Below are 19,887 nucleotides of genomic sequence, written 5' to 3'. Positions count from 1 at the left end.
GGCGCACCGGGGTCGGCCGGGTACTTTCACACGGTGAAGTCAAATGATCACATGATGTTTCGAGGCAGTCGTCTGTCGGCCGGGCTGGCCGCGCTGCTCGTCCTGGGCGTGACCCCGAGCGCCGTCGCGGCGACCCGCCAGTTGCCGCCGCCTCCGGTGGTCGGCGGCGCCCGACTGGGGCTGTCCGGCGTCCAGGTCGACCCGTCGCACGAGGTCCCGGAGCTGCCGCAGGACCTCACCGCGATGTCCTGGCTGGTGGCCGACGCCGACAGCGGCCAGGTGCTGGCCGCCTACAACCCGCACCTGCGGCTGCCGCCCGCCAGCACGCTGAAGATGCTCTTCGCCGACACCGTGCTGCCCAAGCTGGACCGCAACACCGTGCACCGGGTGGCCAACAAGGACCTCGCGGGACTCGGCGCCGGCAGCAGCCTGGTCGGGGTCAAGGAGGGCCTCGACTACAAGGTGGAGGACCTCTGGCGCGGGGTCTTCCTCAGCTCGGGTAACGACGCCGTGCACGTGCTGGCCAGCATGAACGGCGGGATCGACGAGACCGTCCGGCAGATGCAGGACAAGGCCGACGAGTTGGGCGCCGCCGACACCCACGTGGTCACCCCGGACGGCTACGACGAGGACGACCAGCTCTCCTCCGCCTACGACCTCGCGCTCTTCGCCCGCGAGGGCCTGCGCAACCCGGACTTCCGTTCGTACGTCGCGACCAAGCAGGCGACGTTCCCCGGTGCGGTGGACCGCGACAGCGGCAACCGCGGCTCGTTCGGGATCGCCAACACCAACCGGCTGCTCGGCAAGTACCCCGGGCTGATCGGGGTGAAGAACGGCTACACCACCAACGCGGGCAGCACCTTCGTCGGCGCGGCCCAGCGCGACGGGCGCACCCTGCTGGTCGCCGCGATGCACCCGAACACCTACCAGAAGGTGTACGACGAGACCGCCGAGCTGCTCGACTGGGGCTTCGCGTCCGACGGCAAGGCCTCGCCGGTCGGGGTGCTGGTCTCCCCCAAGGCCTCCGGCAGCTCGGACTCCGCCTCGACGGCCGCCGTCCCGCCCAGGCCCGGCCGGGGCGGCGGGCACCCGGCCGGCCGCGGGCCGCAGGCGCTGCGCCGGACGGCGGCCGACTCGGGCATCACCGGCTGGACGGTGGCGGCGCTGGTGTCGATCGCCGCGTTGGCCACGGCCAGCTGGTTGGCGGTGAACCGGCGGCGCCGGCACACCACGGGGACCGCCCTGTCGACCGACGGCACCGCGCCGGCCGGGGCCACCGCGCTGCGCCGCGAGTGACGGCTCACGCCGCCGGCTCGGCCGCCTCCGCCCGGGCCGCCTCGGCGGCGTCCAACGCCCGCCGCCGGGCGGCGTCCGGGTCGGCCAGCGCCGTCCAGGAGACGCAGTAGAGCAGCAGCCGGCAGACGAAGTCGATCCAGAGCAGCAGCGCCACCGGGACGCCGAAGGCGCCGTACAGGCTCTTGCCGGCCACCCTGGAGAGGTACGAGGAGAGCAGCAGCTTGAGCAGCTCGAAGCCGATCGCCGCGATCAGCGCGGCGGTCAGCAGGTCGGCCCGGCGCTGTCCGGGGATCCGCGGGAACGGCGCCAGCAGGTACCAGAAGAGCAGCAGGTCGGCGATGACCGCGAGGACGAACCCGGCGACCGCGAGCAGCACGTGGCCCGGTCCGCGGTCGGCCAGGCCGAGCGCGGACGCCAGCCGCCCGGCCAGCGTGGTGCCCACCGACGAGGCCCCCAGTGAGATCACCGAGACCACGCCGAGCCCGACCAGGACCAGGCAGTCCCAGCCCCTGCGCAACAGGAAGTTCTCGCTCTCCTCGGGCAGCCGCCAGACGTCCCGGATCGCGCCGCGCATGGTGTCCACCCAGCCCAGGCCGGAGATCAGCAGCACCACGCCGCTGATCACCCCGACCGCGGCCGCGTTGGCGACCAGCGAGTCCAGCCCCAGCGAGCTGGCCAGGCCCGGGATCTGATGGGCGATCCGGTTCTTCAGGTCGTCCACCTGGTGCCGCGAGAGGGTGGCCACCGCGATCGCCAGGGCCACGGTGAGCAGCGGGAAGAGCGCGAGGAAGCCGAAGAAGGTGATCGCGCCGGCCAGCCGGTTGGCCTTGACGGCGGTGAAGTGCCCGTACACGCGGTAGGGGCGGCTGCGCAGCACGGCGGCGGCGACCGGGCCGATGACCGGCAACCTGGTGAGCAAGTCCATGGGCGCAGGCGTACCCGGCCGGGCCGGCGAAAAGTCCTGAAAGCGCCCGACTCGCCCTGGAAGAGCTCCGGAGCGGCCGACCCCGGCGTGACCACGCATTGTAGGCCCCGGCCGAACCTGGGATTCCGGCCCCGGAAGGTAGGATCCCGTGGTAGTGCCTGTCCTGTGGCTCCACCGCGGTGGGTCCGAGCCCGCTCAGGCCCGTCGTTCGTCCCCGCGTTCCCGATGAAAGGCCCACGCAGCTGATGGCCCCCCGTCTCTCCGTCGTTGTTCCGATCTACAACGTCGAGCGGTACCTGCAGGAGTGCCTGGAGTCCATCGCCGCCCAGACCATGCGCGATCTCGAATGCGTCATGGTCGACGACGGCTCCACGGACGGGAGCGCGGCGATCGCCGAGGCGTTCGCCGCCCAGGACTCCCGGTTCCGGCTGGTCCGCAAGAAGAACGCGGGCCTCGGCGCCGCGCGCAACACCGGTCTGCTGCACCTCACGGACGGCACCGAGTTCCTCGCCTTCGTGGACAGCGACGACACCCTCCCGCCGAGCGCGTACGAGCTGATGATCAGCACGCTCGACCAGACCGGCTCCGACTTCGCCACCGGCAACGTGCTGCGCTTCCGGGCGGTCGGCCACTACCAGTCCGGCGGCCACGTCAAGCCGTTCCGGAACACCAAGCTGAAGACCCACATCACCGAGATCCCCGCCCTGGTCACCGACCGCACCGCGTGGAACAAGGTCTACCGGCGGACCTTCTGGGACGCGGCCGGTCTGCTCTACCCCGAGGGCATCCTGTACGAGGACGCCCCGGTCAGCGTGCCGCACCACTACCTGGCCCGCAGCGTGGACGTGCTCTCCGAGCCGATCTACCACTGGCGCGAGCGCGAGGTCGGCGAGATGTCGATCACCCAGATGCGCACCAACCCGCGCGGCCTGATCGACCGGGTCGCCTCGATGGAGCTGGTCCGCTCCTGGCTGCTGAAGCAAACCGACCCGAAGTACAAGGAGTACCTGCGCAGCTACGACGAGAACAACCTCGTCGAAGAGATCCCGATGTTCTTCTGGTCGGTGGTCGACGGCGAGCAGGACTACCGGGACGCCTACCTGGAGTGCGTCGGCCGGCTGCTCCGGGCGATCGGCCCCGAGCAGGTCCGCAAGCTGCGCGCCCCACTGAAGCTCAAGTACCACCTGACCCTGCAGGGCCGGATCGACGAGTTCGTCGAGCAGATGCGCTTCGAGGCGGAGAGCAACGGCGCGGCCCCGGCCCGCGGCCTGCTCCGCCCGTACGCCGACTACCCGTTCCTGCGCGGCGGCCGCAAGAGCGTGCCGACCGACGTGCTGCGGCTGGACAACGCGCTGGTCATGCGCAGCCGGATCTACGAGTCGGCCTGGGAGAACGGCAGGTTCCGGCTCACCGGGCACGCCTTCCCCGAGCACCTGGGCGCCGAGAACAAGCACGACATGGTCAAGGTGATCGTGCTCCGGGAGGCCAAGGGCCGCCGGGTGGTGGCCGTGCCGACCAAGGCACAGCACTCCGCCGAGGCCACCGCCAGCTCCCCGCACGACCTCTACAGCTGCGACTGGGCCGGCTTCACCACCACCATCGACCCGGCCAAGCTGAAGCGCCGCGGGGTCTGGCAGGAGGGCACCTGGCGGGTGCTGGTGGCCGGCGCCGGCAAGGCCGGCCTCTACAAGGGCCGGATCAGCGGCGGCTGGGCGGACACCGCGGAGAACTTCACCCCGCACTGGGTGGACCCCACCACCCGGGTGGTGCCGTTCCTGCGCGACAACTTCCTGCACCTGAAGGTGGAGCGGCTGCGGGCCGCGGTCACCGGGCTGCGCACCGACGGCGGCGAGATCGAGCTGACCGGGGCCGTGCGCAACGCCGGTGACCTGGCCGGCCTGCGGCTGCGGCTGCGGCACGCCGAGTCCGGCAACCAGCTCGACTTCCCGGTGGAGTTCGGCACCCCGGCCGGCCGGCCGGTGCCGTTCACCGCCAAGGTCCCGATGGCCGAGCTGACCGAGGTGCGGCGGGCCTGGGACGCCCTGGACCCGGCCGCCGAGGAGCGCACCGCCGACCACTGGCACGCCGAGCTGCTGCTCACCGACGGGACCGTGCTGCCGGTGATCGTCGACGACCGGGTGCCGCTGGAGCACCTGGACTTCGTGGTGGACCCCGAGACGCCGGTGGGCACCGCGCGGGCGCTGCGCAGCACCCCGGACGCCACCGGGCACCTTCAGCTGGTCGACCAGCTGCTGCAGCCGGTGGTGGACGGACTGCGCGCCACCGACGAGGAGGGCTTCGTGCTCTCCGGCAGCTTCGCGCTGCCCGGTGAGCACCGCTACGACCTGGTGATCCGGCACGCCTGGCGGGAGGAGGACTACCTCCACCCGGTGCTGATCCGCGACGGACGGTTCGAGGTCGAGCTGCCGGCCGTGCCGCTGAACGCGTACCGGGGCCGGGTGCCACTGCACAAGGGCACCTGGGAGGTCTTCTTCCGCCCGGTCGACGGCGCCCCGGAGCGGACCTGGCCGCACGCCCAGCTGGCGCTGTCGCTGCACGGCTCGCTGCCCAGCGAGGTCCAGCAGCGCGGCAAGCGGATCGCGCTGGAGCGCCGGCACTTCGACACCCTCTCCCTGGAGGCGCACTCCGACCTCGGCCCGCACGAGCGCAGCGGCTTCCGCCAGCGCGAGCAGCGCAAGGAGGCCTACCCGGCCGCCCAGCGCAAGCCGCTGCGCGACGCGGTGCTCTACAACGTCTCGCACGGCGGCCAGTACGCCGGCTCGCCGCGCGCCATCCACGAGGAGCTGGTGCGCCGCGGGCTGCCGCTGGAGCACCTGTGGACGGTCGACGACCAGCAGGCCGAGGTCCCGTCCAGCGCCCGCGGGCTGCGCCAGTGGAGCCCGGAGTGGTACGAGGCGCTGGCCACCGCGAAGTACGTCGTGACCAGCGACCACCTGCCGGACTTCGTCCGCAGGCGGTCGGGCCAGGTGATCATCCAGACCTGGCACGGTTCTCCGCTCAAGCGGATCGGCCACGACTTCGAGAAGATCTGGTTCATCGACAGCAACTACCTCAAGCAGCTGGACAAGGAGGTGCTGCTCTGGGACAAGTTGGTGTCGCCGAGCAGCTTCGCCTCGCCGGTGCTGCGGCGTGCCTTCGGCTTCACCGGTGAGCTGCTGGAGACCGGCTACCCGCACAACGACGTGTTCTTCGCGCCGGACCGGGAGAAGCGGGCCGCCGCGGTGCGCGAGCGGCTCGGCCTGCCGGAGGACAAGAAGGTGGTGCTCTACGCGCCGACCTTCCGCGAGGACCGCAAGCGTCCGCAGGGCGGCTACCAGACCGACCTCCGCCTCGACCTGGCCGCGGCCCGCGAGGCGCTGGGCGACGACCAGGTGCTGCTGGTCCGGCCGCACTCCTCGTGCCACGGTTCGATCCCCGGGGCCGGCGACGGTTACGTCTGGGACGTCTCGCGCTACCCCGACATGACCGACCTGCTGCTGATCGCCGACGTGCTGGTCACGGACTACTCGGCCTCGGCGTTCGACTTCGCCAACACCGGTCGTCCGATCCTCTTCTTCACGTACGACCTGGAGCACTACCGCGACAACCTGTGCGGCTTCACCTTCGACTTCGAGCGGGAGGCCCCGGGGCCGCTGCTGCGCACCTCGCAGGAGGTGATCGCCGCGCTGGGCTCGGTGGAGTCGGTGGCCGCCGAGCACCGCGAGGCGTACGAGAAGTTCCGCGCCACCTACTGCGACCTAGACGACGGCTCGGCCGCCGCCCGGGTGGTCGACAACATGCTGGGCTGAGGCCCGGGGCGCGCAGCACTGAGCCCCGGGGGCTCCCGCTGATGGCGGGAGGCCCCGGGGCTCAGTGCTGCGCCGGTGCTAGGAGTGGTCCGCGCCCACCGGGAGCGGGGTGCGGCGGGGCCGGTGCGGGGCCGCCCCGGCGGCGGCCTCGTCCGCCCCGGCCGGCCCCGTCCCCGCCGGCTCGTCGGTCTCCTGGTCGGTCTCCGACGGTTCCGGGTGGCGGGCGGCCTCGACCGGCGGCGTGAGCTCGAAAGGCCCGGCCACCGGGAAGTAGTCCTGCAGGAACCTGGTGACGATCCGGTCCTGCTCCACCCGTGGGACGTGGTCCAGATCGCCGTCGTTGAGGCAGAAGGTGTCGATGCCGCGGTCCCGCAGCAGGCCGGGCAACTGCTCCAGCGCGGCGTAGCGGTCCACGTCGACGTAGCGGTGGCCGATCCGCCCGAAGGCGACCCGCTGGCTGAGGTAGCCGACGGTGACCGCCAGGGTGATCGGGGCGAGGTCGGCGCGGGAACGGAACGCCGCCCGGGCGGTGTCGGCCAGCTCGGCCGCGAACTGCTCGGCGGTCTCGGCGAGCAGACCACGGGTCAGCGGGTGCGCCGCGTGGCTGAGCACGTTGGTGGTGTGCCGGCCGTGGACCCGCTGGACCACCGCACGGGTGTTCTTCTGCGAGGCGACGTACTCGTCGTCCGTCGCCTCGAGTTCACCAGGAGGAATGACCCGTGAGTCGAGAGTGATCAATGGTGCGCCATTGCCGAGGAAGAACTGCTCCGGACTGACCGGGCGACCGAGAAAGACGTCGTCGTTGAAATAGATGAAATGCTCGGAAAGACCCTGGATTCGGTGCAGTTGGGTCTCGATCGCGTGCGAGTTGAAAACCGGCAGCGCGCTCGGGTCGGCGAACAGCTCGCGGTGATGGACCACGGTCAGATCGGGGTGGTCGACACGCAGCCAGTCCGGCACCTGACCGTCGGTGACCAGGTAGATGTGCCGAATCCATGGCGCATACATGGCGATCGAGCGCAGGCAGTACCGGAGTTCATCACGGTTGTGGAACCGCTCCTGCCCGGTGCCGCCGGCCGGCGGCGCGTCCAGCGCGGCCAGCGCGGCGTCCCGCCGCCTGCGCCAGACCGGGTCGCTGTCGTCCACCCAGGTGATCACGGCGTCCACCGGGAACGTCACGTCGGTGAGCAGCGGCTGGGTGAAGGCCGCCGCGGTCGGGTAGTCGCGCCCACCGAGCCGCACCGTGGCGGTCGGCTCCAGCGACGGCACCCACCAGCCGAACGGCGGTTCGTGGATCGACGCGATGGCCCCCTCGGACGGCTCGGCGGAGTCCCAGAACTCCAACTCGCAGCCGTACTCGGCGCCGTAGTACAGGGTCCGACCACTGGTCACCACCGGGCGGTAGAGCCGCACGCCCTTGGCCAGTACGGCCGGGGCCGCGTCCGCCGACTCGCCCTCGCCGGCCGGCTCCCGCTCCAACTCGGCGACGGCCTGCGGAAGTTGCTCGGCCAGCACGGTACCCAGGGTGACGTCGTGGCCGAGCAGGTCGGCGTAGACCGGCTGTCCGGCGAAGGCCGCGGCACAGGCTTCCAGCACCGCTTCGCGACCGCCGGGCGGGATGGCCACCCGGTAGCGGGGCTCCCGGGCCGGCATCGGCACGAACTCCAGGCCGGCCGCCGTCAGCAGCTCGGTGGCCTCGGTGAAGCCGGCCAACAGGGCGTCCGCCGCGAGCAGATCGTCGCGCACCTCGGCCAGCCGGCCGTCGTGCCGGACGAGTTCGGGCCGCCGCTCGCCCAGCGCGTCCTCCAGCGCGACGGTGCGGTCCGCCTCGGTGGGCTCCGGTTCCGGCGCCTCCTCGACCACCGGCTCCGGCTCCGGCCCGCGCTGCCTCGGAAGTGCGTCGGCCGCCAGGACGATCCGCCGGGCCCGACGGACCGAACCTCGGATCACTCGCCGAAGCCAGCGAGGACTGCGCATCATCTCTCCAGACGGTGGGCACTCTGACCGTTCAATGCCCCCCGGCAGCCATTGGCGCCTAAGTGTAGCTGGCAGATCGCACGGAGATGAATTAGAAGCAACTAAGAAAAAACTATGACATGCCTCTCATGAAAACCTCGCTCATTCAATCAGCGAACCGGTAGCCGCGCCACGGCCGCCAGATCTCATCCGCGTCAAAACGGGACAAGGTGAACCCAAAGACCGGGAAGGCCGCATAAAATCCCCGGGCCTCCTGGTGGGCCTCGTCCAGCACCCGCTCGGACAGACCGTGCGCCAGGGTGACGTGCGGGTGATAGGGAAACGCCAACTCGCGGGCGAGCGGCCCGGAACGGACCGCGGCCTCCAGCACCCGGCATTCCTGGGCGCCCTCCTCGACCCGGAGGTAGACCACCGGGGAGACCGGCCGGAAACTCCCGCTGCCGCGCAGCAGCATCCGGAACGGCCGGTGCGCGGCGGCCACCGCCGCCAGGTGCGCCCGCACCTCGGGCAGCCGGGCGACCGGCACACTGGTCGGCGGCAGCAGCGTCACATGGGTGGGTATCGCCCGGGCCAGCGGATCGCCGTGCGCGGCCCGGGCGTCCTGAACGGCCGAACCGAACGGCTCGGGGACCGAGATCGCCACCCCGATGGTGATCCGGACGGGCCCTGGGTCGCCGGGGACGACGGGACCGTCGCCCCCGGCCGGCTCGGCGACCGGCATCAGCGGCCGGCCGGCCGCAGGAATCCGATCCGGTCGAAGACGGTCTCCAGCGTCTCGGACGCCACCGCGCGGGCCTTCTCGGCGCCCACCGCCAGCACCCGGTCCAGCTCCGCCGGGTCGTCCAGGTAGCTCCGGGTGCGCTGCTGGAACGGGACCACCCACTCGCTGTACAGCTCGGCCAGCTCGGTCTTCAGGGCGCCGTACATCTTGCCCTCGAAATGCGCGACCAGCTGCTCGATGGTCTGCCCGCTCAGCGCGGCGTGGATCCGCAGCAGGTTGGAGACCCCGGGCTTCTTCTCCTCGTCGTAGGAGACCACGGTGTCGGTGTCGGTCACCGCGCTCTTGAACTTCTTCACGCTGACCCGCGCCTCGTCCAGCAGGTTGACCAGACCCTTGGCCGAGGCCGCCGACTTGCTCATCTTGGCCGTCGGGTCCTGGAGGTCCAGGATCTTCGCGGTCTCCTTGAGGATGTACGGCTTGGGCAGCGTGAAGGTCGGCTGGTACCGGCTGTTGAAGCGCTCGGCCAGGTCCCGGGTCAGCTCCAGGTGCTGGCGCTGGTCCTCACCGACCGGGACGGCGTCCGCCTGGTAGAGCAGGATGTCGGCGATCTGCAGGATCGGGTAGGTGAACAGGCCGACCGAGGTGCTCTCGCTGCCCTGCTTGGCCGACTTGTCCTTGAACTGGGTCATCCGGGCGGCCTCGCCGAAGCCGGTGAGGCAGTTCATGACCCAGCCGAGCTGGGTGTGCTCGGGGACGTGCGACTGGACGAAGAGGGTGCACCGCTCGGGATCCAGGCCCGCGCCGAGCAGCTGGGCCGCCGAGATCCGGGTGTTCTGCCGGAGCGCCTGGGGATCCTGCTGCACGGTGATCGCGTGCAGGTCGACCACCATGTAGAAGGCGTCGTTCGCCTCCTGCAGGTCCACCCACTGGCGCACCGCGCCCAGGTAGTTGCCGAGGTGGAACGAGCCCGAGGTGGGCTGGATGCCGGAGAGCACCCGGGGGCGCTCCTTCGCCGGACCGTTGACCGCTGCGTTGACCATGCCCGCCATTCTTCCAGCTCCGCGCGGCGGTCAGGACAGGGAGTCGTTCGGAGGTTCTGCCAAGCGTGCGGTGCTCACCCGGATCCGGTCGATCCGCCGGCCGTCCAGCGCGGCGACGGTGAGCAGCGCGCCCTCCTCGACCCCGACCTCGGCCACCCGCACCTGGTCACCCACCGACGGCAGCGCGCCGAGTTCGGCGACCACGTAGCCGGCCACCGTCTCGTACGGGCCCTCGGGCAGGGTGACGCCGGTCTCCTCGGCGAAGTCGGCCAGGTTGAGCAGGCCGTTGACCTCCATGCCGCCGCCGGCCAGCCGGCGGCTGGCGGTCGCCTCGTGCGCGTCGTACTCGTCCCGGATCTCCCCGATCACCTCCTCGACCAGGTCCTCCAGCGTGACGATGCCGGCCGTGCCGCCGTACTCGTCGACCACGATCGCCAGGTGGTGGCCCTCCCGGCGCATCTCGCTCATCGCCTCCAGCACCAGCTTGGTGGCGGGCAGCAGCTTCACCGGTCGGGCGATGTCCCGGACCCGGACGGCCAGCTCGCCGAGCGCCCGGTAGAGGTCGCGGACGTGCACGAAGCCGACCACCGCGTCGTAGGAGCCCTCCACCACCGGGTAGCGGGAGTGCGGCGAGGTGCTGGTCTCCTCCCGGACCTCGGCGAGCAGCTGGTCGGCGTCCAGGAAGGTCACCTCGGTGCGCGGCACCATCACCTCGCGCAGCTGCCGCTCGCCGGCCTCGAAGACGTCGGCGATCAACGCCCGCTCGTCGCTGCCCAGTTCGGTGCTGGCGGCGACCAGGCCGCGCAGCTCCTCCGAACTCATCGCGCCACGGCCCGCCTTGGGGTCGCCACCGAGCAGCCGGACCACCAGGTTGGTGGAGCGGCCGAGCAGCCAGATCACCGGACGCAGCACGATCGACATCACGTCCACCACCGGCGCGGCCAGCAGCGCGAGCGACTCGGCCCGCTGAAGCCCGATCCGCTTGGGGGCCAACTCGCCGAGGACCAGCGAGACGTAGGAGATCAGCAGGGTCAGGCCGACCAGCGCCACGGCGTCCGCGACGCCCTTCGCGAGGCCGAGCGAGACGAAGGCGGGGGCCAGCTTGCCGGCCAGCGTGTCGGCGCCGAAGGCGGCCGACAGGAAGCCCATGCAGGTCACCCCGACCTGCACGGCGGCCAGGAAGCGGTTGGGGTCGGCGGCCAGGTGCGCGGCCCGCTCGGCCCGCTTGCCGCCCTTCTCGGCGAGGGTGCGGATCTGGCCCTCGCGCAACGAGATCAGCGAGATCTCGGCGATGTTGAACAGCCCACCGAGGACGATGAAGACCAGGACCAGGGCGGCGTCGCCGAGGGTTTCGTTCACGGTCGGCAGTTTAGGCGTACAACTCAAACAAACCCGGACGGCCGCCCCCGGGTGGGAGCGGCCGTCCTGGTGCTGCGGGGGACGACTCAGATCAGGCCGAGGGCCTGGACCGCGTCGCGCTCCTCCTTCAGCTCGTTCACCGAGGCGTCGATCCGGGCGCGGGAGAACTCGTTGATCTCCAGGCCCTGGACGATCTCGAACTTGCCGTCCTTGGTGGTGACCGGGAAGGACGAGATGATGCCCTCCTCGATGCCGTACGAGCCGTCCGAGACGATGCCCATCGAGGTCCAGTCGCCCTCGGCGGTGCCGTTGACCCAGGTGTACACGTGGTCGATGGCGGCGTTGGCGGCCGAGGCGGCCGAGGACGCGCCACGGGCCTCGATGATCGCGGCACCGCGCTTGGCGACGGTCGGGATGAACTCCTCGGCCAGCCACTTCTCGTCGTTGACGGCCTCGGCGGCGTTGACGGCGGTCTCGGCCCGCTTGACCTCGGCGTGGAAGATGTCCGGGTACTGGGTGGCCGAGTGGTTGCCCCAGATGGTCAGCCGCTTGACGTCGTTCACGGTGACGCCGAGCTTCTTGGCGAGCTGGGCCACCGCGCGGTTGTGGTCCAGGCGGGTCATCGCGGTGAACCGCTCGGCCGGCACGTCGGGGGCGTTGCGCTGGGCGATCAGGGCGTTGGTGTTGGCCGGGTTGCCGACCACCAGGACCTTGATGTCGTCCGCGGCGTGGTCGTTGATGGCCTTGCCCTGCGGGCCGAAGATGCCGCCGTTGGCCTGCAGCAGGTCGCCGCGCTCCATGCCGGCGGTGCGCGGGCGGGCGCCGACCAGCAGGGCCACGTTGGCGCCCTCGAAGGCGACGTTGGCGTTGTCGGTGATGGTGATGTCGCGCAGCAGCGGGAAGGCGCAGTCGTCCAGCTCCATCGCGGTGCCCTCGGCGGCCTTCACGCCCTGCGGGATCTCCAGCAGGCGCAGGTTCACCGGCACGTCCGCGCCGAGCAGGTGGCCGGAGGCGATGCGGAAGAGCAGCGCGTAGCCGATCTGGCCGGCGGCTCCGGTGACGGTGACGTTGACGGGGGTGCGGGTCATTTCTACCTTCTCCAGCTAATCGCCAGGTGCCCCAGGCACGTCGGCGCGCCGGAGCCGAGGATGTTCTCTCGACATCGAGAGAACCGGCGTCAGGTTATCGCAAGGGGAGCGCGAGGAGTACGCACGGGTGTGGCTGGTGCGTCACACGCCGTTGGCCTGGCAGGCGGCGCGGGCCCGCCCCTCGTCGAGGGGCGGGCCCGCGGCATCCGGCCGTCACCCGGGTCAGCGCTGCCGGCCGATGTAGTGGCCGAAGTCCTCCAGGGCCGGGATCTGCAGCCAGGGGTCGGGCTGGGCGAGCAGCGCTATCACCGCGATCGCCAGGCCCAGCACCAGCAGCACCAGCACGTCGGTGAAGCGGCTGCGCACCGCGAGCAGGCCGACCTCCGGCACCAGCGCCCGGAGCAACGCGCCGAGCATCAGCCCGCCGCCGATGGTCAGCAGCCCGTAGCGGAAGTCGACGGCGCAGGTGAGCCCCAGCCCGATCGCGACCACCGCCAGGACCAGCGTCATCGGCCACTGCCGTATCGGCAGCGGATGGCCGCGGTCCATGGCCGCACCGGAACCCTCCGGCGGGAGGGTCCCCGTGGTCCTCTCCGGCCGCCGACGCGACCGCCCCACTCGTACCGCACTCATCGGACGTCTCCGGTGGTCAGCGGGCGGCCTGGCGCTCGGCCGCCTCGACGATGTTGTTGAGCAGCATGGCGCGGGTCATCGGGCCGACCCCGCCCGGGTTGGGCGACAGCCAGCCGGCCACCTCGGCGACCGCCGGGTGCACGTCGCCGACCAGGCCGTCCTCGCTGCGGCTGACGCCGACGTCCAGCACGACCGCACCCGGGCGGACGTCCTCGGCCTTGACCAGGTACGGCACGCCGGCCGCGGCCACGATGATGTCCGCGCGGCGCAGGTGCGCGGAGAGGTCGCGGGTGCCGGTGTGGCAGAGGGTGACGGTGGCGTTCTCGCTCTTCCGGGTGAGCAGCAGACCGATCGAGCGGCCGACCGTGACGCCGCGGCCGACCACCACGACGTCCGCGCCGTTGATCTCCACCTGGTGCCGGCGCAGCAGCTCGACGATGCCGTACGGGGTGCACGGCAGCGGGCCCTGGATGCCGAGCGCGAGCCGGCCGAGCGAGGTGGGGTGCAGCCCGTCCGCGTCCTTGTCCGGGTCCATCAGCTCCAGCACCGGGTTGGCGTCCAGACCCTTGGGCAGCGGGAGCTGGACGATGTAGCCGGTGCAGGCCGGGTCCTCGTTCAGCTCGCGGACCACGGCCTCGACGTCGGCCTGGCTGGCGGTGGCGGGCAGTTCACGGCGGATCGAGGCGATGCCGACCTGGGCGCAGTCGCGGTGCTTGCCGCGCACGTAGGAGTGGCTCCCCGGGTCGTCGCCGACCAGCACGGTGCCGAGGCCGGGCACGATGCCCCGCTCCTTGAGGGCCGCCACGCGGACGGCGAGTTCGGACTTGATCGCGGCCGCGGTGGCCTTGCCATCGAGAATCTGGGCAGTCATGCCCCCTATCCTCCCGGATCCGCGGCGCTGCTCCGACACCCCCGCCCCGCGGACGGCGGACAGTGCCGGAAAGTGCCGGAACGTGTGGATCCGATTGCGGTTGCGCCACAGTTCTCCCGACGACCGCTCAGCTGCTGGACAGGTCACCGCGAAACGGTCGACGATATGGCCGAGTAAGTGATCGAGCCTGCCGTCCGCACCGTGGGCGGCGGGCGAACGGGGGAAGCACGCAGTGAGTAATCCGTACCAGCCGCCGGGGCCGTACGGGCAGCAACAGCCTGGCTACGGGCCGCCGCCGGCGGCCTACGGCCAGCCGCAGCCGTACGGGCCGCCGCAGCAGCCGGATCCCTACGCCCAGCAGGGCGGTTTCCAGCAGGCCGGCTACGGCTACCCGGTCGTCGCGCCGCCGCAGCAGAACAAGATGGCGACCGCGTCCGTGGTGCTCGGCTTCATCGGCATCTTCGGGTTCTGCTTCCCCGGCTCGTTCCTCTGCGGGCCGATCTCGCTCGGCCTGGCCATCGGCGGGCTGAACCGGGCCAGGAGGACCGGCGTCGGCCACCGGCAGGCGGTCGGCGGGCTGGTCATCGGCACGGTCGCCACCCTGGTGCTGATCGGCTGGATCGTCTTCTACGTCGTGCTGAGCAAGAACCACTCCGCGTGATCACCCCGGTTACGACCGCGCCCCTCACCCCGGTGGGCCGGCTGCGGCAGACCGCGCTGCGCTGCGCCCTGGCGACGGGAGCCGCGCTGGCGGTGGCGACGCTGCACTCCTGGCACGACCCGGGGGTGCTCTGCCCGCTGCGCCGGTTCACGGGGATCCCGTGCCCGGTCTGCGGCAGCACCACGGTCTTCGTCGAGGCCGGCCACGGGCACTGGCTGGCCGCGCTGACGGCCAATCCGGTCACCGTGGTCGCCGTGCTCGGGCTGCTGACCGCGCCGCTCGGGGGCGGCGCGTGGTGGTGGCGGCTGGCGCCACGCACCCGCGGCCGGTTGATCGCGTCAGCCGCCGTCATCTCCTGGGTCTGGCAGCTGAACCGTCTCGGTGTCGGTCTGTCATGACCCTCCACTAGTCTCACCCGCTGTCCGTCCCCCAGTTGATCCGTCCTGTTCAGAGCACTCCCGCAGTCCCGTCTCCGGAGGAATCCGTGTCCTACCCGCCCGATCCCAACAACCCCTACGGCCAGCCGCAGCAGGCCCCGTACGGCGTCCCGCCGCAGCAGAACCCGTACGGCCAGCCGGGGTACGGACAGCAGCCCGGGTACGGCTACCCGCAGCAGCCCGGGTACGGCATGCCGCCGCAGAACCCGTACGGCCAGCCCGGCTACCCGGTCGCACCGCCGGTCCTCGCCGGCTGGGGCGCCCGGCTCGGCGCTACCTTCATCGACAGCCTGGTGATCGGCCTGCCGGCGATCATCGGCTACTCGGTCGGCGTCGGGATGCTGGTCAGCAACGTGGTGAAGTCGACCACCAACTGCCCGGTCGACTCCTACGGGATCCAGAACTGCCCGCCGCCCTCCACCGGGATCAGCGGCGCCGGCATCGCGTTCATCGGGATCGGCGCGCTGCTGACGATGATCCTGGGCATCTGGCAGCTGGTCCGCGAGGGCGGCACCGGCCAGACCATCGGCAAGAAGGCACTCAACATCCGGGTGGTCCGGGAGGCCGACGGGCAGCCGCTCGGCTTCGGCATGGCGTTCGTCCGTCGGCTGGCGCACGTCGTCGACGCGATCCCCTGCTACGTCGGCTTCCTCTGGCCGCTGTGGGACGACAAGGGCCAGACCTTCGCCGACAAGATCGTCAGCAGCCTGGTGGTCCGCACCCAGTAGTCCGCCGACGGCCCGACCCTCCCTCGTCCGGGGGGCCGGGCCGCCCGCTCTGTCCAGGAGAGGCTATGAGCACCCCGTACGACCCGACCACCGCCTACCCGAACCCGCCGGTGCTGGCGCACTGGGGGCTGCGCGTGGCAGCCTTCGCGATCGACTGGCTGATCATGGCGGCCGTCGGGGTGGTGGTCGTGCTGGCCACCGGCTCGTCGGGGCTGGCCGAGATCGTCAACTTCGCCGCGCTGGCGATCATCGCGAACCTGGAGGGCAGCACCGGCCAGTCCCCGGGGAAGCGGATCGTCGGCACCCGGGTGCTACGGGAGGCGGACGGCGGCCTGCTCGGCTTCGGCCCGGCCCTCGGCCGGCGGCTGCTGCACACGCTGGACGCGCTCTGCTGCTTCCTCGGCTTCCTCTGGCCGCTCTGGGACCAGCGCCGGCAGACCTTCGCCGACAAGATGATCCGATCGGTCGTCATCCGGGCCCGCTGAGCGGTCAACCGACCGTTCGTGGGCGGAGGTTGACGCCGCGGTCGGCGTTTATCCGACGCTCACCCCGGTGCGTTATCGTTCACGCCTGGTGGGGCATCAGCAGGCCCGTCGTGCACCGCACGACACGAACGAGCAGGGGAGCAACCGTGCGAGAGCGGTTCTACGAGCGGGAAGAGCGCATCGAGCGCGACGGTTTCTTCGGTGGCGAGGAGATCATCGAGCGCGAGGAGATCGTCCGTCGCGACCGCTTCGGGCGCGAGGAGATCATCGAGCGCGAGCGGGTCGAGGAGCGCGGCGGCCTGTTCGGTCTCTTCGGCGGTGACGAGGTCATCGAGCGCGAGGAGATCATCGAGCGGCGCGACTTCTTCTGAGCCGAGCGACGCGAGGGGCGGGTGCCGATCCGGCATCCGCCCCTCTGCTGTCAGCACATCACTTCGTCAGTGGGAGAAGTGCCGGGTCCCGGTGAAGTACATGGTGACCCCGGCCGCCGCGGCCGCCGCGACGACCTCCTCGTCACGGACCGAACCCCCGGGCTGGACCACGGCCTTCACACCGCCGTCGACCAGGATCTGCAGCCCGTCGGCGAAGGGGAAGAAGGCGTCCGACGCCGCGAACGACCCCACCGCGCGCTCGCCGGCCCGCTCGACCGCGAGCTTGGCCGAGTCCACCCGGTTGACCTGGCCCATCCCGACGCCCACCGAGGCGCCGTCCTTGGCCAGCAGGATCGCGTTGGACTTGACGGCCCGGCAGGCCCGCCAGGCGAAGGCCAGGTCGGCCAGCTCGCCCTCGGAGAGCGCGTCACCGGTCGCCAGCGTCCAGGTCGCCGGGTCGTCGCCCGCGGCGTCGATCCGGTCGACGTCCTGCACCAGCACGCCGCCGCTGATCCGGCGCGCCTCGCGCCGCTCGCAGGGCGCCTCGGGGGCGCGCAGCACCCGGAGGTTCTTCCTCCGCGCCAGCACCTCCACCGCGCCCTCCTCGTACGCCGGGGCGACCACCACCTCGGTGAAGATCGGCGCGATCTGCTCGGCCAGCGCGACCGTCACCGGGCGGTTGACGGCGATCACGCCGCCGTACGCCGAGACCGGGTCGCACTCGTGCGCCTTGCGGTGCGCCTCGGCGACGTCCGCGCCGGTCGCGATGCCGCACGGGTTGGCGTGCTTGATGATCGCCACGGCCGGCTCGTCGTGGTCGTAGGCGGCCCGCCGGGCGGCGTCGGTGTCGACGTAGTTGTTGTACGACATCTCCTTGCCGTGCAGCTGCTCGGCCGCCGCCAGGCCGCCCCTCCCGTCGGTGTACAGCGCCGCCGACTGGTGCGGGTTCTCGCCGTAGCGCAGCACGCTCCCGCGCTCCCAGGTGGCGCCGAGGAAGCGCGGGAACGCCTCCTCCGACTCCGTGTAGCCCGAGGTCTCGAACCAGGACGCCACCGCGACGTCGTACGCGGCGGTGTGCGCGAAGGCCGCACCGGCCAGCCGCTTGCGGGTGAGCAGGTCGAAGCCGCCGGCCTGGACCGCGGCCAGCACGTCCCCGTAGCGGGCCGGGTCCACCACCACGGCGACCGAGGGGTGGTTCTTGGCCGCCGCGCGGACCATCGAGGGCCCGCCGATGTCGATCTGCTCGACGCACTCGTCCGGGGTGGCGCCCGAGGCGACGGTGGCGGCGAACGGGTAGAGGTTCACCACCACCAGGTCGAAGGGCTGGATGTCCAGCTCGGCCAGCTGCGCGCGGTGCGACTCCAGCCGCAGGTCGGCGAGCACGCCGGCGTGCACGCGGGGGTGCAGCGTCTTCACGCGCCCGTCCAGGCACTCCGGGAAGCCGGTCAGCTCGGAGACCTCGGTGACCGGGACGCCGGCGGCGGCGATCCGGGCTGCGGTGGAACCGGTGGAGACCAGCTCGACCCCGGCGGCGTGCAGGCCCTGGGCCAGCTCCTCCAGGCCGGTCTTGTCGTACACGCTGACCAGGGCGCGACGGATCGGGCGAACGTCCTCGGAGACGGGAGGGACACTGCTGGCACTCATGCCGGGATCCATACCTTTCGGTCTTCGATGCGGTGGCCTTCGCGGGCGAGACGGCCCACGACCTCGACGAGCAGGGTGCGCTCGACAATCTTGATGCGCTCGTGCAGCGCTTCGCCGCCATCGGCGTGGTCGGCGTCGGTGACCTCGACGACCCCCTGCGCGATGATCGGCCCGGTGTCCACCCCGGAGTCGACCAGGTGCACGGTGCAGCCGGTGACCTTCACCCCGTACGCCAGCGCGTCGGTGACGCCGTGGGCGCCGGGGAAGGACGGCAGCAGGGCGGGGTGGGTGTTGACGATCCGCCCGCCGTAGGCACGCAGGAAGCCGCTCCCGAGGATCTTCATGAATCCCGCGGTCACCACCAGGTCGGGCTGGTACGCCCGTACCGAGGCGGTCAGCGCGGCGTCCCAGTCGGCCCGGCCGGGGAAGTCCTTGATCCGGTGGACGAAGGTCGGCAGGCCGGCCCGCTCGGCGCGCTCCAGCCCCGCGATGCCGTCGCGATCGGCACCCACGGCGACGATCTCGGCGCCGTACGCCGGGTCGGCGACGGCGTCGATCAGCGCCTGCAGATTGGTGCCCGAGCCGGACACCAGGACGACCAGCCGCGCGGGACGGCCGACGGGGGGTGGGAAGGCGAGCGAGGAAACGGCGGCCACTGGCGCGATTCTCCGTACGTCGGTGTGCCTGACCGCTGGTACGTCCACCGGCGGTGGGGCCACTACGGACAGGCGAAACGTCGGCGTGTCCCGCGCTACCGCGGGTCCGGGAACCCGGGAGAGCCGCCGACCGTCACCACGATAACGGCTGGTTGAACGGGCGCTGTACCTGGGAATCCCCTTGACGCGCGTAGATGAGAGCGGGATCTCGCCCCGGCCCGCGAACCGGCCGTCCACCGGGCGCGGACGCCCCCGCCGGCGCCCCTCCGGCGACCGTGGGGCCGCCGGTCCCGCACCCGAACGGCAGGCCGCCCGCACCCGTTCATCGGCCTGCGGGATCATTGGGTCGCGGTGCCCCGCACGCGGAGTACCGGATCCAGGCCGGCCCGCCGGCGATCCCCGCCCCCGGCACCGCCGACGCCCGACAACGATTGAGGACCCCGACGCATGAGCAGCGGCCAGAACAGCGACGAGCGCAACCCCTTCGCGCCGCCGCCGGCAGATGCCCCGGACCAGCCGTGGCGGCCCCGCCTCCCGCAGGGCCAGGCGTCGGGGGCGGGCGGGGCCCAGGGCGGACCGGACGGCGACGACGACCAGCAGGGGCGCGGCCCCGCGGGCCGGCCGCCGGTGCCCCCGCCGCACCCGTGGAGCCCGAACTGGCAGGGCGGCGGCCGGCCCGAGCGGCCGCAGGCGCCGCAGCAGCCGCGCTTCGATCCCACCGACCCGGTGCAGCGCCGCTCCCGCTACGCGCTGCTCAGCGGGATGGCCGCGCTCTTCTCCGGGCTGTCCGCACTGCTGCCGCTCGCCCTGCTCTTCGGCGCCCTCGCCATGTACTGGGGGATCAGCTCGCTGCTCGCCTCCGGCAAGGACGAGCCGGCGACGGCCAAGGCCGCGCGGCCGAACCCGTTCGCGGCGCCGGCCGCGCCGGTCACGCCGGTCACGCCGAACGCCTGGCCGTACGGGCAGCGCAGCCGGCCACAGGTGCCGGCCGCGCTCGGCGGGCTGCTCACCGGCGGGGTGGCGGTCGCGCTGGTGCTCGGCTCGTTCGCGCTGCAGCTCGCCTACCGGCCGTACTTCGAGTGCGTGAACGACGCGCTGACCCAGCAGGCCCAGCAGAGCTGCTCCACGCTGGCACCGCAGTGGCTGGTCAGCTACACCGACCCGACGAACTGACCGGCTGACCGGG

General features: G+C 72.0%; 18 protein-coding genes. 8 read left to right on the top strand and 10 right to left on the bottom strand.

Annotation, left to right across the window (positions count from 1 at the left end):
- Positions 1-51 precede the first annotated feature (51 nt).
- Positions 52-1,296 carry a D-alanyl-D-alanine carboxypeptidase family protein gene (locus ACZ38L_RS02945; RefSeq protein WP_465688608.1) on the top strand — a complete coding sequence of 415 codons (1,245 nt, stop codon included), beginning with the start codon at positions 52-54 and terminating at the stop codon, positions 1,294-1,296.
- Between the two features lie 4 nt (positions 1,297-1,300).
- On the opposite strand, the gene ACZ38L_RS02940 is transcribed toward ACZ38L_RS02945, so the two are convergent.
- Positions 1,301-2,221, bottom strand: coding sequence for a YhjD/YihY/BrkB family envelope integrity protein (locus ACZ38L_RS02940; RefSeq protein ID WP_465688606.1), 921 nt, complete (start codon positions 2,219-2,221; stop codon positions 1,301-1,303).
- Between the two features lie 245 nt (positions 2,222-2,466).
- Here ACZ38L_RS02940 and ACZ38L_RS02935 point away from each other — a divergent pair, with 245 nt between their 5' ends.
- Positions 2,467-6,030: a bifunctional glycosyltransferase/CDP-glycerol:glycerophosphate glycerophosphotransferase gene (locus ACZ38L_RS02935; RefSeq protein WP_465688604.1), complete on the top strand. Its 3,564-nt coding sequence runs from the start codon at positions 2,467-2,469 to the stop codon at positions 6,028-6,030.
- Between the two features lie 78 nt (positions 6,031-6,108).
- Here ACZ38L_RS02935 and ACZ38L_RS02930 read toward each other — a convergent pair whose 3' ends face one another.
- The 7 genes from ACZ38L_RS02930 to ACZ38L_RS02900 form a co-directional block, all read right to left on the bottom strand.
- Entirely contained in the window at positions 6,109-8,010 is a 1,902-nt protein-coding gene (locus ACZ38L_RS02930; protein ID WP_465688602.1) for a Stealth CR1 domain-containing protein, read from the bottom strand.
- 142 nt (positions 8,011-8,152) lie between these two features.
- Complete coding sequence (locus ACZ38L_RS02925; protein WP_465688600.1) at positions 8,153-8,650, bottom strand: 2'-5' RNA ligase family protein; 498 nt, start codon at positions 8,648-8,650, stop codon at positions 8,153-8,155.
- A gap of 77 nt (positions 8,651-8,727) precedes the next feature.
- Positions 8,728-9,768, bottom strand: coding sequence for a tryptophan--tRNA ligase (trpS, locus tag ACZ38L_RS02920; protein WP_465688598.1), 1,041 nt, complete (start codon positions 9,766-9,768; stop codon positions 8,728-8,730).
- Positions 9,769-9,798: 30 nt separating this feature from the next.
- Positions 9,799-11,127 (bottom strand): hemolysin family protein, encoded by a 1,329-nt coding sequence (locus ACZ38L_RS02915; protein ID WP_396555323.1) that lies wholly within the window; start codon positions 11,125-11,127, stop codon positions 9,799-9,801.
- An 86-nt stretch (positions 11,128-11,213) separates the two neighbouring features.
- Entirely contained in the window at positions 11,214-12,215 is a 1,002-nt protein-coding gene (locus tag ACZ38L_RS02910; RefSeq protein ID WP_465688596.1) for a malate dehydrogenase, read from the bottom strand.
- A gap of 222 nt (positions 12,216-12,437) precedes the next feature.
- Positions 12,438-12,764 carry a DUF3017 domain-containing protein gene (locus ACZ38L_RS02905; protein ID WP_465688594.1) on the bottom strand — a complete coding sequence of 109 codons (327 nt, stop codon included), beginning with the start codon at positions 12,762-12,764 and terminating at the stop codon, positions 12,438-12,440.
- Between the two features lie 100 nt (positions 12,765-12,864).
- Positions 12,865-13,719 (bottom strand): bifunctional methylenetetrahydrofolate dehydrogenase/methenyltetrahydrofolate cyclohydrolase, encoded by an 855-nt coding sequence (locus ACZ38L_RS02900; protein ID WP_465688592.1) that lies wholly within the window; start codon positions 13,717-13,719, stop codon positions 12,865-12,867.
- A gap of 232 nt (positions 13,720-13,951) precedes the next feature.
- Between ACZ38L_RS02900 and ACZ38L_RS02895 the strand changes: the two genes are divergently transcribed.
- The 5 genes from ACZ38L_RS02895 to ACZ38L_RS02875 all read left to right on the top strand — a co-directional run bounded on the left by ACZ38L_RS02895 (position 13,952) and on the right by ACZ38L_RS02875 (position 16,401).
- Entirely contained in the window at positions 13,952-14,380 is a 429-nt protein-coding gene (locus tag ACZ38L_RS02895; protein ID WP_465688590.1) for a hypothetical protein, read from the top strand.
- Positions 14,377-14,778, top strand: a complete 402-nt coding sequence (locus tag ACZ38L_RS02890) for a DUF2752 domain-containing protein (RefSeq protein ID WP_465688588.1) — start codon at positions 14,377-14,379, stop codon at positions 14,776-14,778. The genes ACZ38L_RS02895 and ACZ38L_RS02890 overlap by 4 nt, the downstream gene beginning before the upstream one ends.
- 86 nt (positions 14,779-14,864) lie before the next feature.
- Positions 14,865-15,545 carry an RDD family protein gene (locus ACZ38L_RS02885; protein WP_465688586.1) on the top strand — a complete coding sequence of 227 codons (681 nt, stop codon included), beginning with the start codon at positions 14,865-14,867 and terminating at the stop codon, positions 15,543-15,545.
- A 65-nt stretch (positions 15,546-15,610) separates the two neighbouring features.
- Positions 15,611-16,030, top strand: a complete 420-nt coding sequence (locus ACZ38L_RS02880; protein ID WP_396555335.1) for an RDD family protein — start codon at positions 15,611-15,613, stop codon at positions 16,028-16,030.
- Between the two features lie 146 nt (positions 16,031-16,176).
- Entirely contained in the window at positions 16,177-16,401 is a 225-nt protein-coding gene (locus ACZ38L_RS02875) for a hypothetical protein (protein WP_465688584.1), read from the top strand.
- A gap of 66 nt (positions 16,402-16,467) precedes the next feature.
- Here ACZ38L_RS02875 and purH read toward each other — a convergent pair whose 3' ends face one another.
- The gene (purH, locus tag ACZ38L_RS02870) at positions 16,468-18,045 is read right to left on the bottom strand and encodes a bifunctional phosphoribosylaminoimidazolecarboxamide formyltransferase/IMP cyclohydrolase (protein WP_465688582.1); all 1,578 of its coding nucleotides are present in this window, start codon (positions 18,043-18,045) and stop codon (positions 16,468-16,470) included.
- The gene (gene purN / locus ACZ38L_RS02865; protein WP_465688580.1) at positions 18,042-18,701 is read right to left on the bottom strand and encodes a phosphoribosylglycinamide formyltransferase; all 660 of its coding nucleotides are present in this window, start codon (positions 18,699-18,701) and stop codon (positions 18,042-18,044) included. Before purN ends, purH begins: the two co-directional genes overlap by 4 nt.
- Positions 18,702-19,148: 447 nt before the next feature.
- Between purN and ACZ38L_RS02860 the strand changes: the two genes are divergently transcribed.
- Positions 19,149-19,874, top strand: a complete 726-nt coding sequence (locus ACZ38L_RS02860) for a hypothetical protein (RefSeq protein ID WP_465688578.1) — start codon at positions 19,149-19,151, stop codon at positions 19,872-19,874.
- The last annotated feature ends 13 nt before the right edge of the window (positions 19,875-19,887 follow it).

The organism is Kitasatospora sp. NPDC024654, from assembly GCF_055559155.1.
The sequence above is the reverse complement of the archived record's forward strand: the minus strand, read 5'-3'. Positions and strand labels throughout refer to the sequence as shown.

Bases quoted from the DNA above. Each gene is read 5' to 3' on its own strand.
- ACZ38L_RS02945 (WP_465688608.1), top strand. From the start codon at position 52: ATGATGTTTCGAGGCAGTCGTCTGTCGGCCGGGCTGGCCGCGCTGCTC.
- ACZ38L_RS02940 (WP_465688606.1), bottom strand. From the start codon at position 2,221: ATGGACTTGCTCACCAGGTTGCCGGTCATCGGCCCGGTCGCCGCCGCC.
- ACZ38L_RS02935 (WP_465688604.1), top strand. From the start codon at position 2,467: ATGGCCCCCCGTCTCTCCGTCGTTGTTCCGATCTACAACGTCGAGCGG.
- ACZ38L_RS02930 (WP_465688602.1), bottom strand. From the start codon at position 8,010: ATGATGCGCAGTCCTCGCTGGCTTCGGCGAGTGATCCGAGGTTCGGTC.
- trpS (WP_465688598.1), bottom strand. From the start codon at position 9,768: ATGGTCAACGCAGCGGTCAACGGTCCGGCGAAGGAGCGCCCCCGGGTG.
- ACZ38L_RS02910 (WP_465688596.1), bottom strand. From the start codon at position 12,215: ATGACCCGCACCCCCGTCAACGTCACCGTCACCGGAGCCGCCGGCCAG.
- ACZ38L_RS02905 (WP_465688594.1), bottom strand. From the start codon at position 12,764: ATGGACCGCGGCCATCCGCTGCCGATACGGCAGTGGCCGATGACGCTG.
- ACZ38L_RS02900 (WP_465688592.1), bottom strand. From the start codon at position 13,719: ATGACTGCCCAGATTCTCGATGGCAAGGCCACCGCGGCCGCGATCAAG.
- ACZ38L_RS02880 (WP_396555335.1), top strand. From the start codon at position 15,611: ATGAGCACCCCGTACGACCCGACCACCGCCTACCCGAACCCGCCGGTG.
- purH (WP_465688582.1), bottom strand. From the start codon at position 18,045: ATGAGTGCCAGCAGTGTCCCTCCCGTCTCCGAGGACGTTCGCCCGATC.
- ACZ38L_RS02860 (WP_465688578.1), top strand. From the start codon at position 19,149: ATGAGCAGCGGCCAGAACAGCGACGAGCGCAACCCCTTCGCGCCGCCG.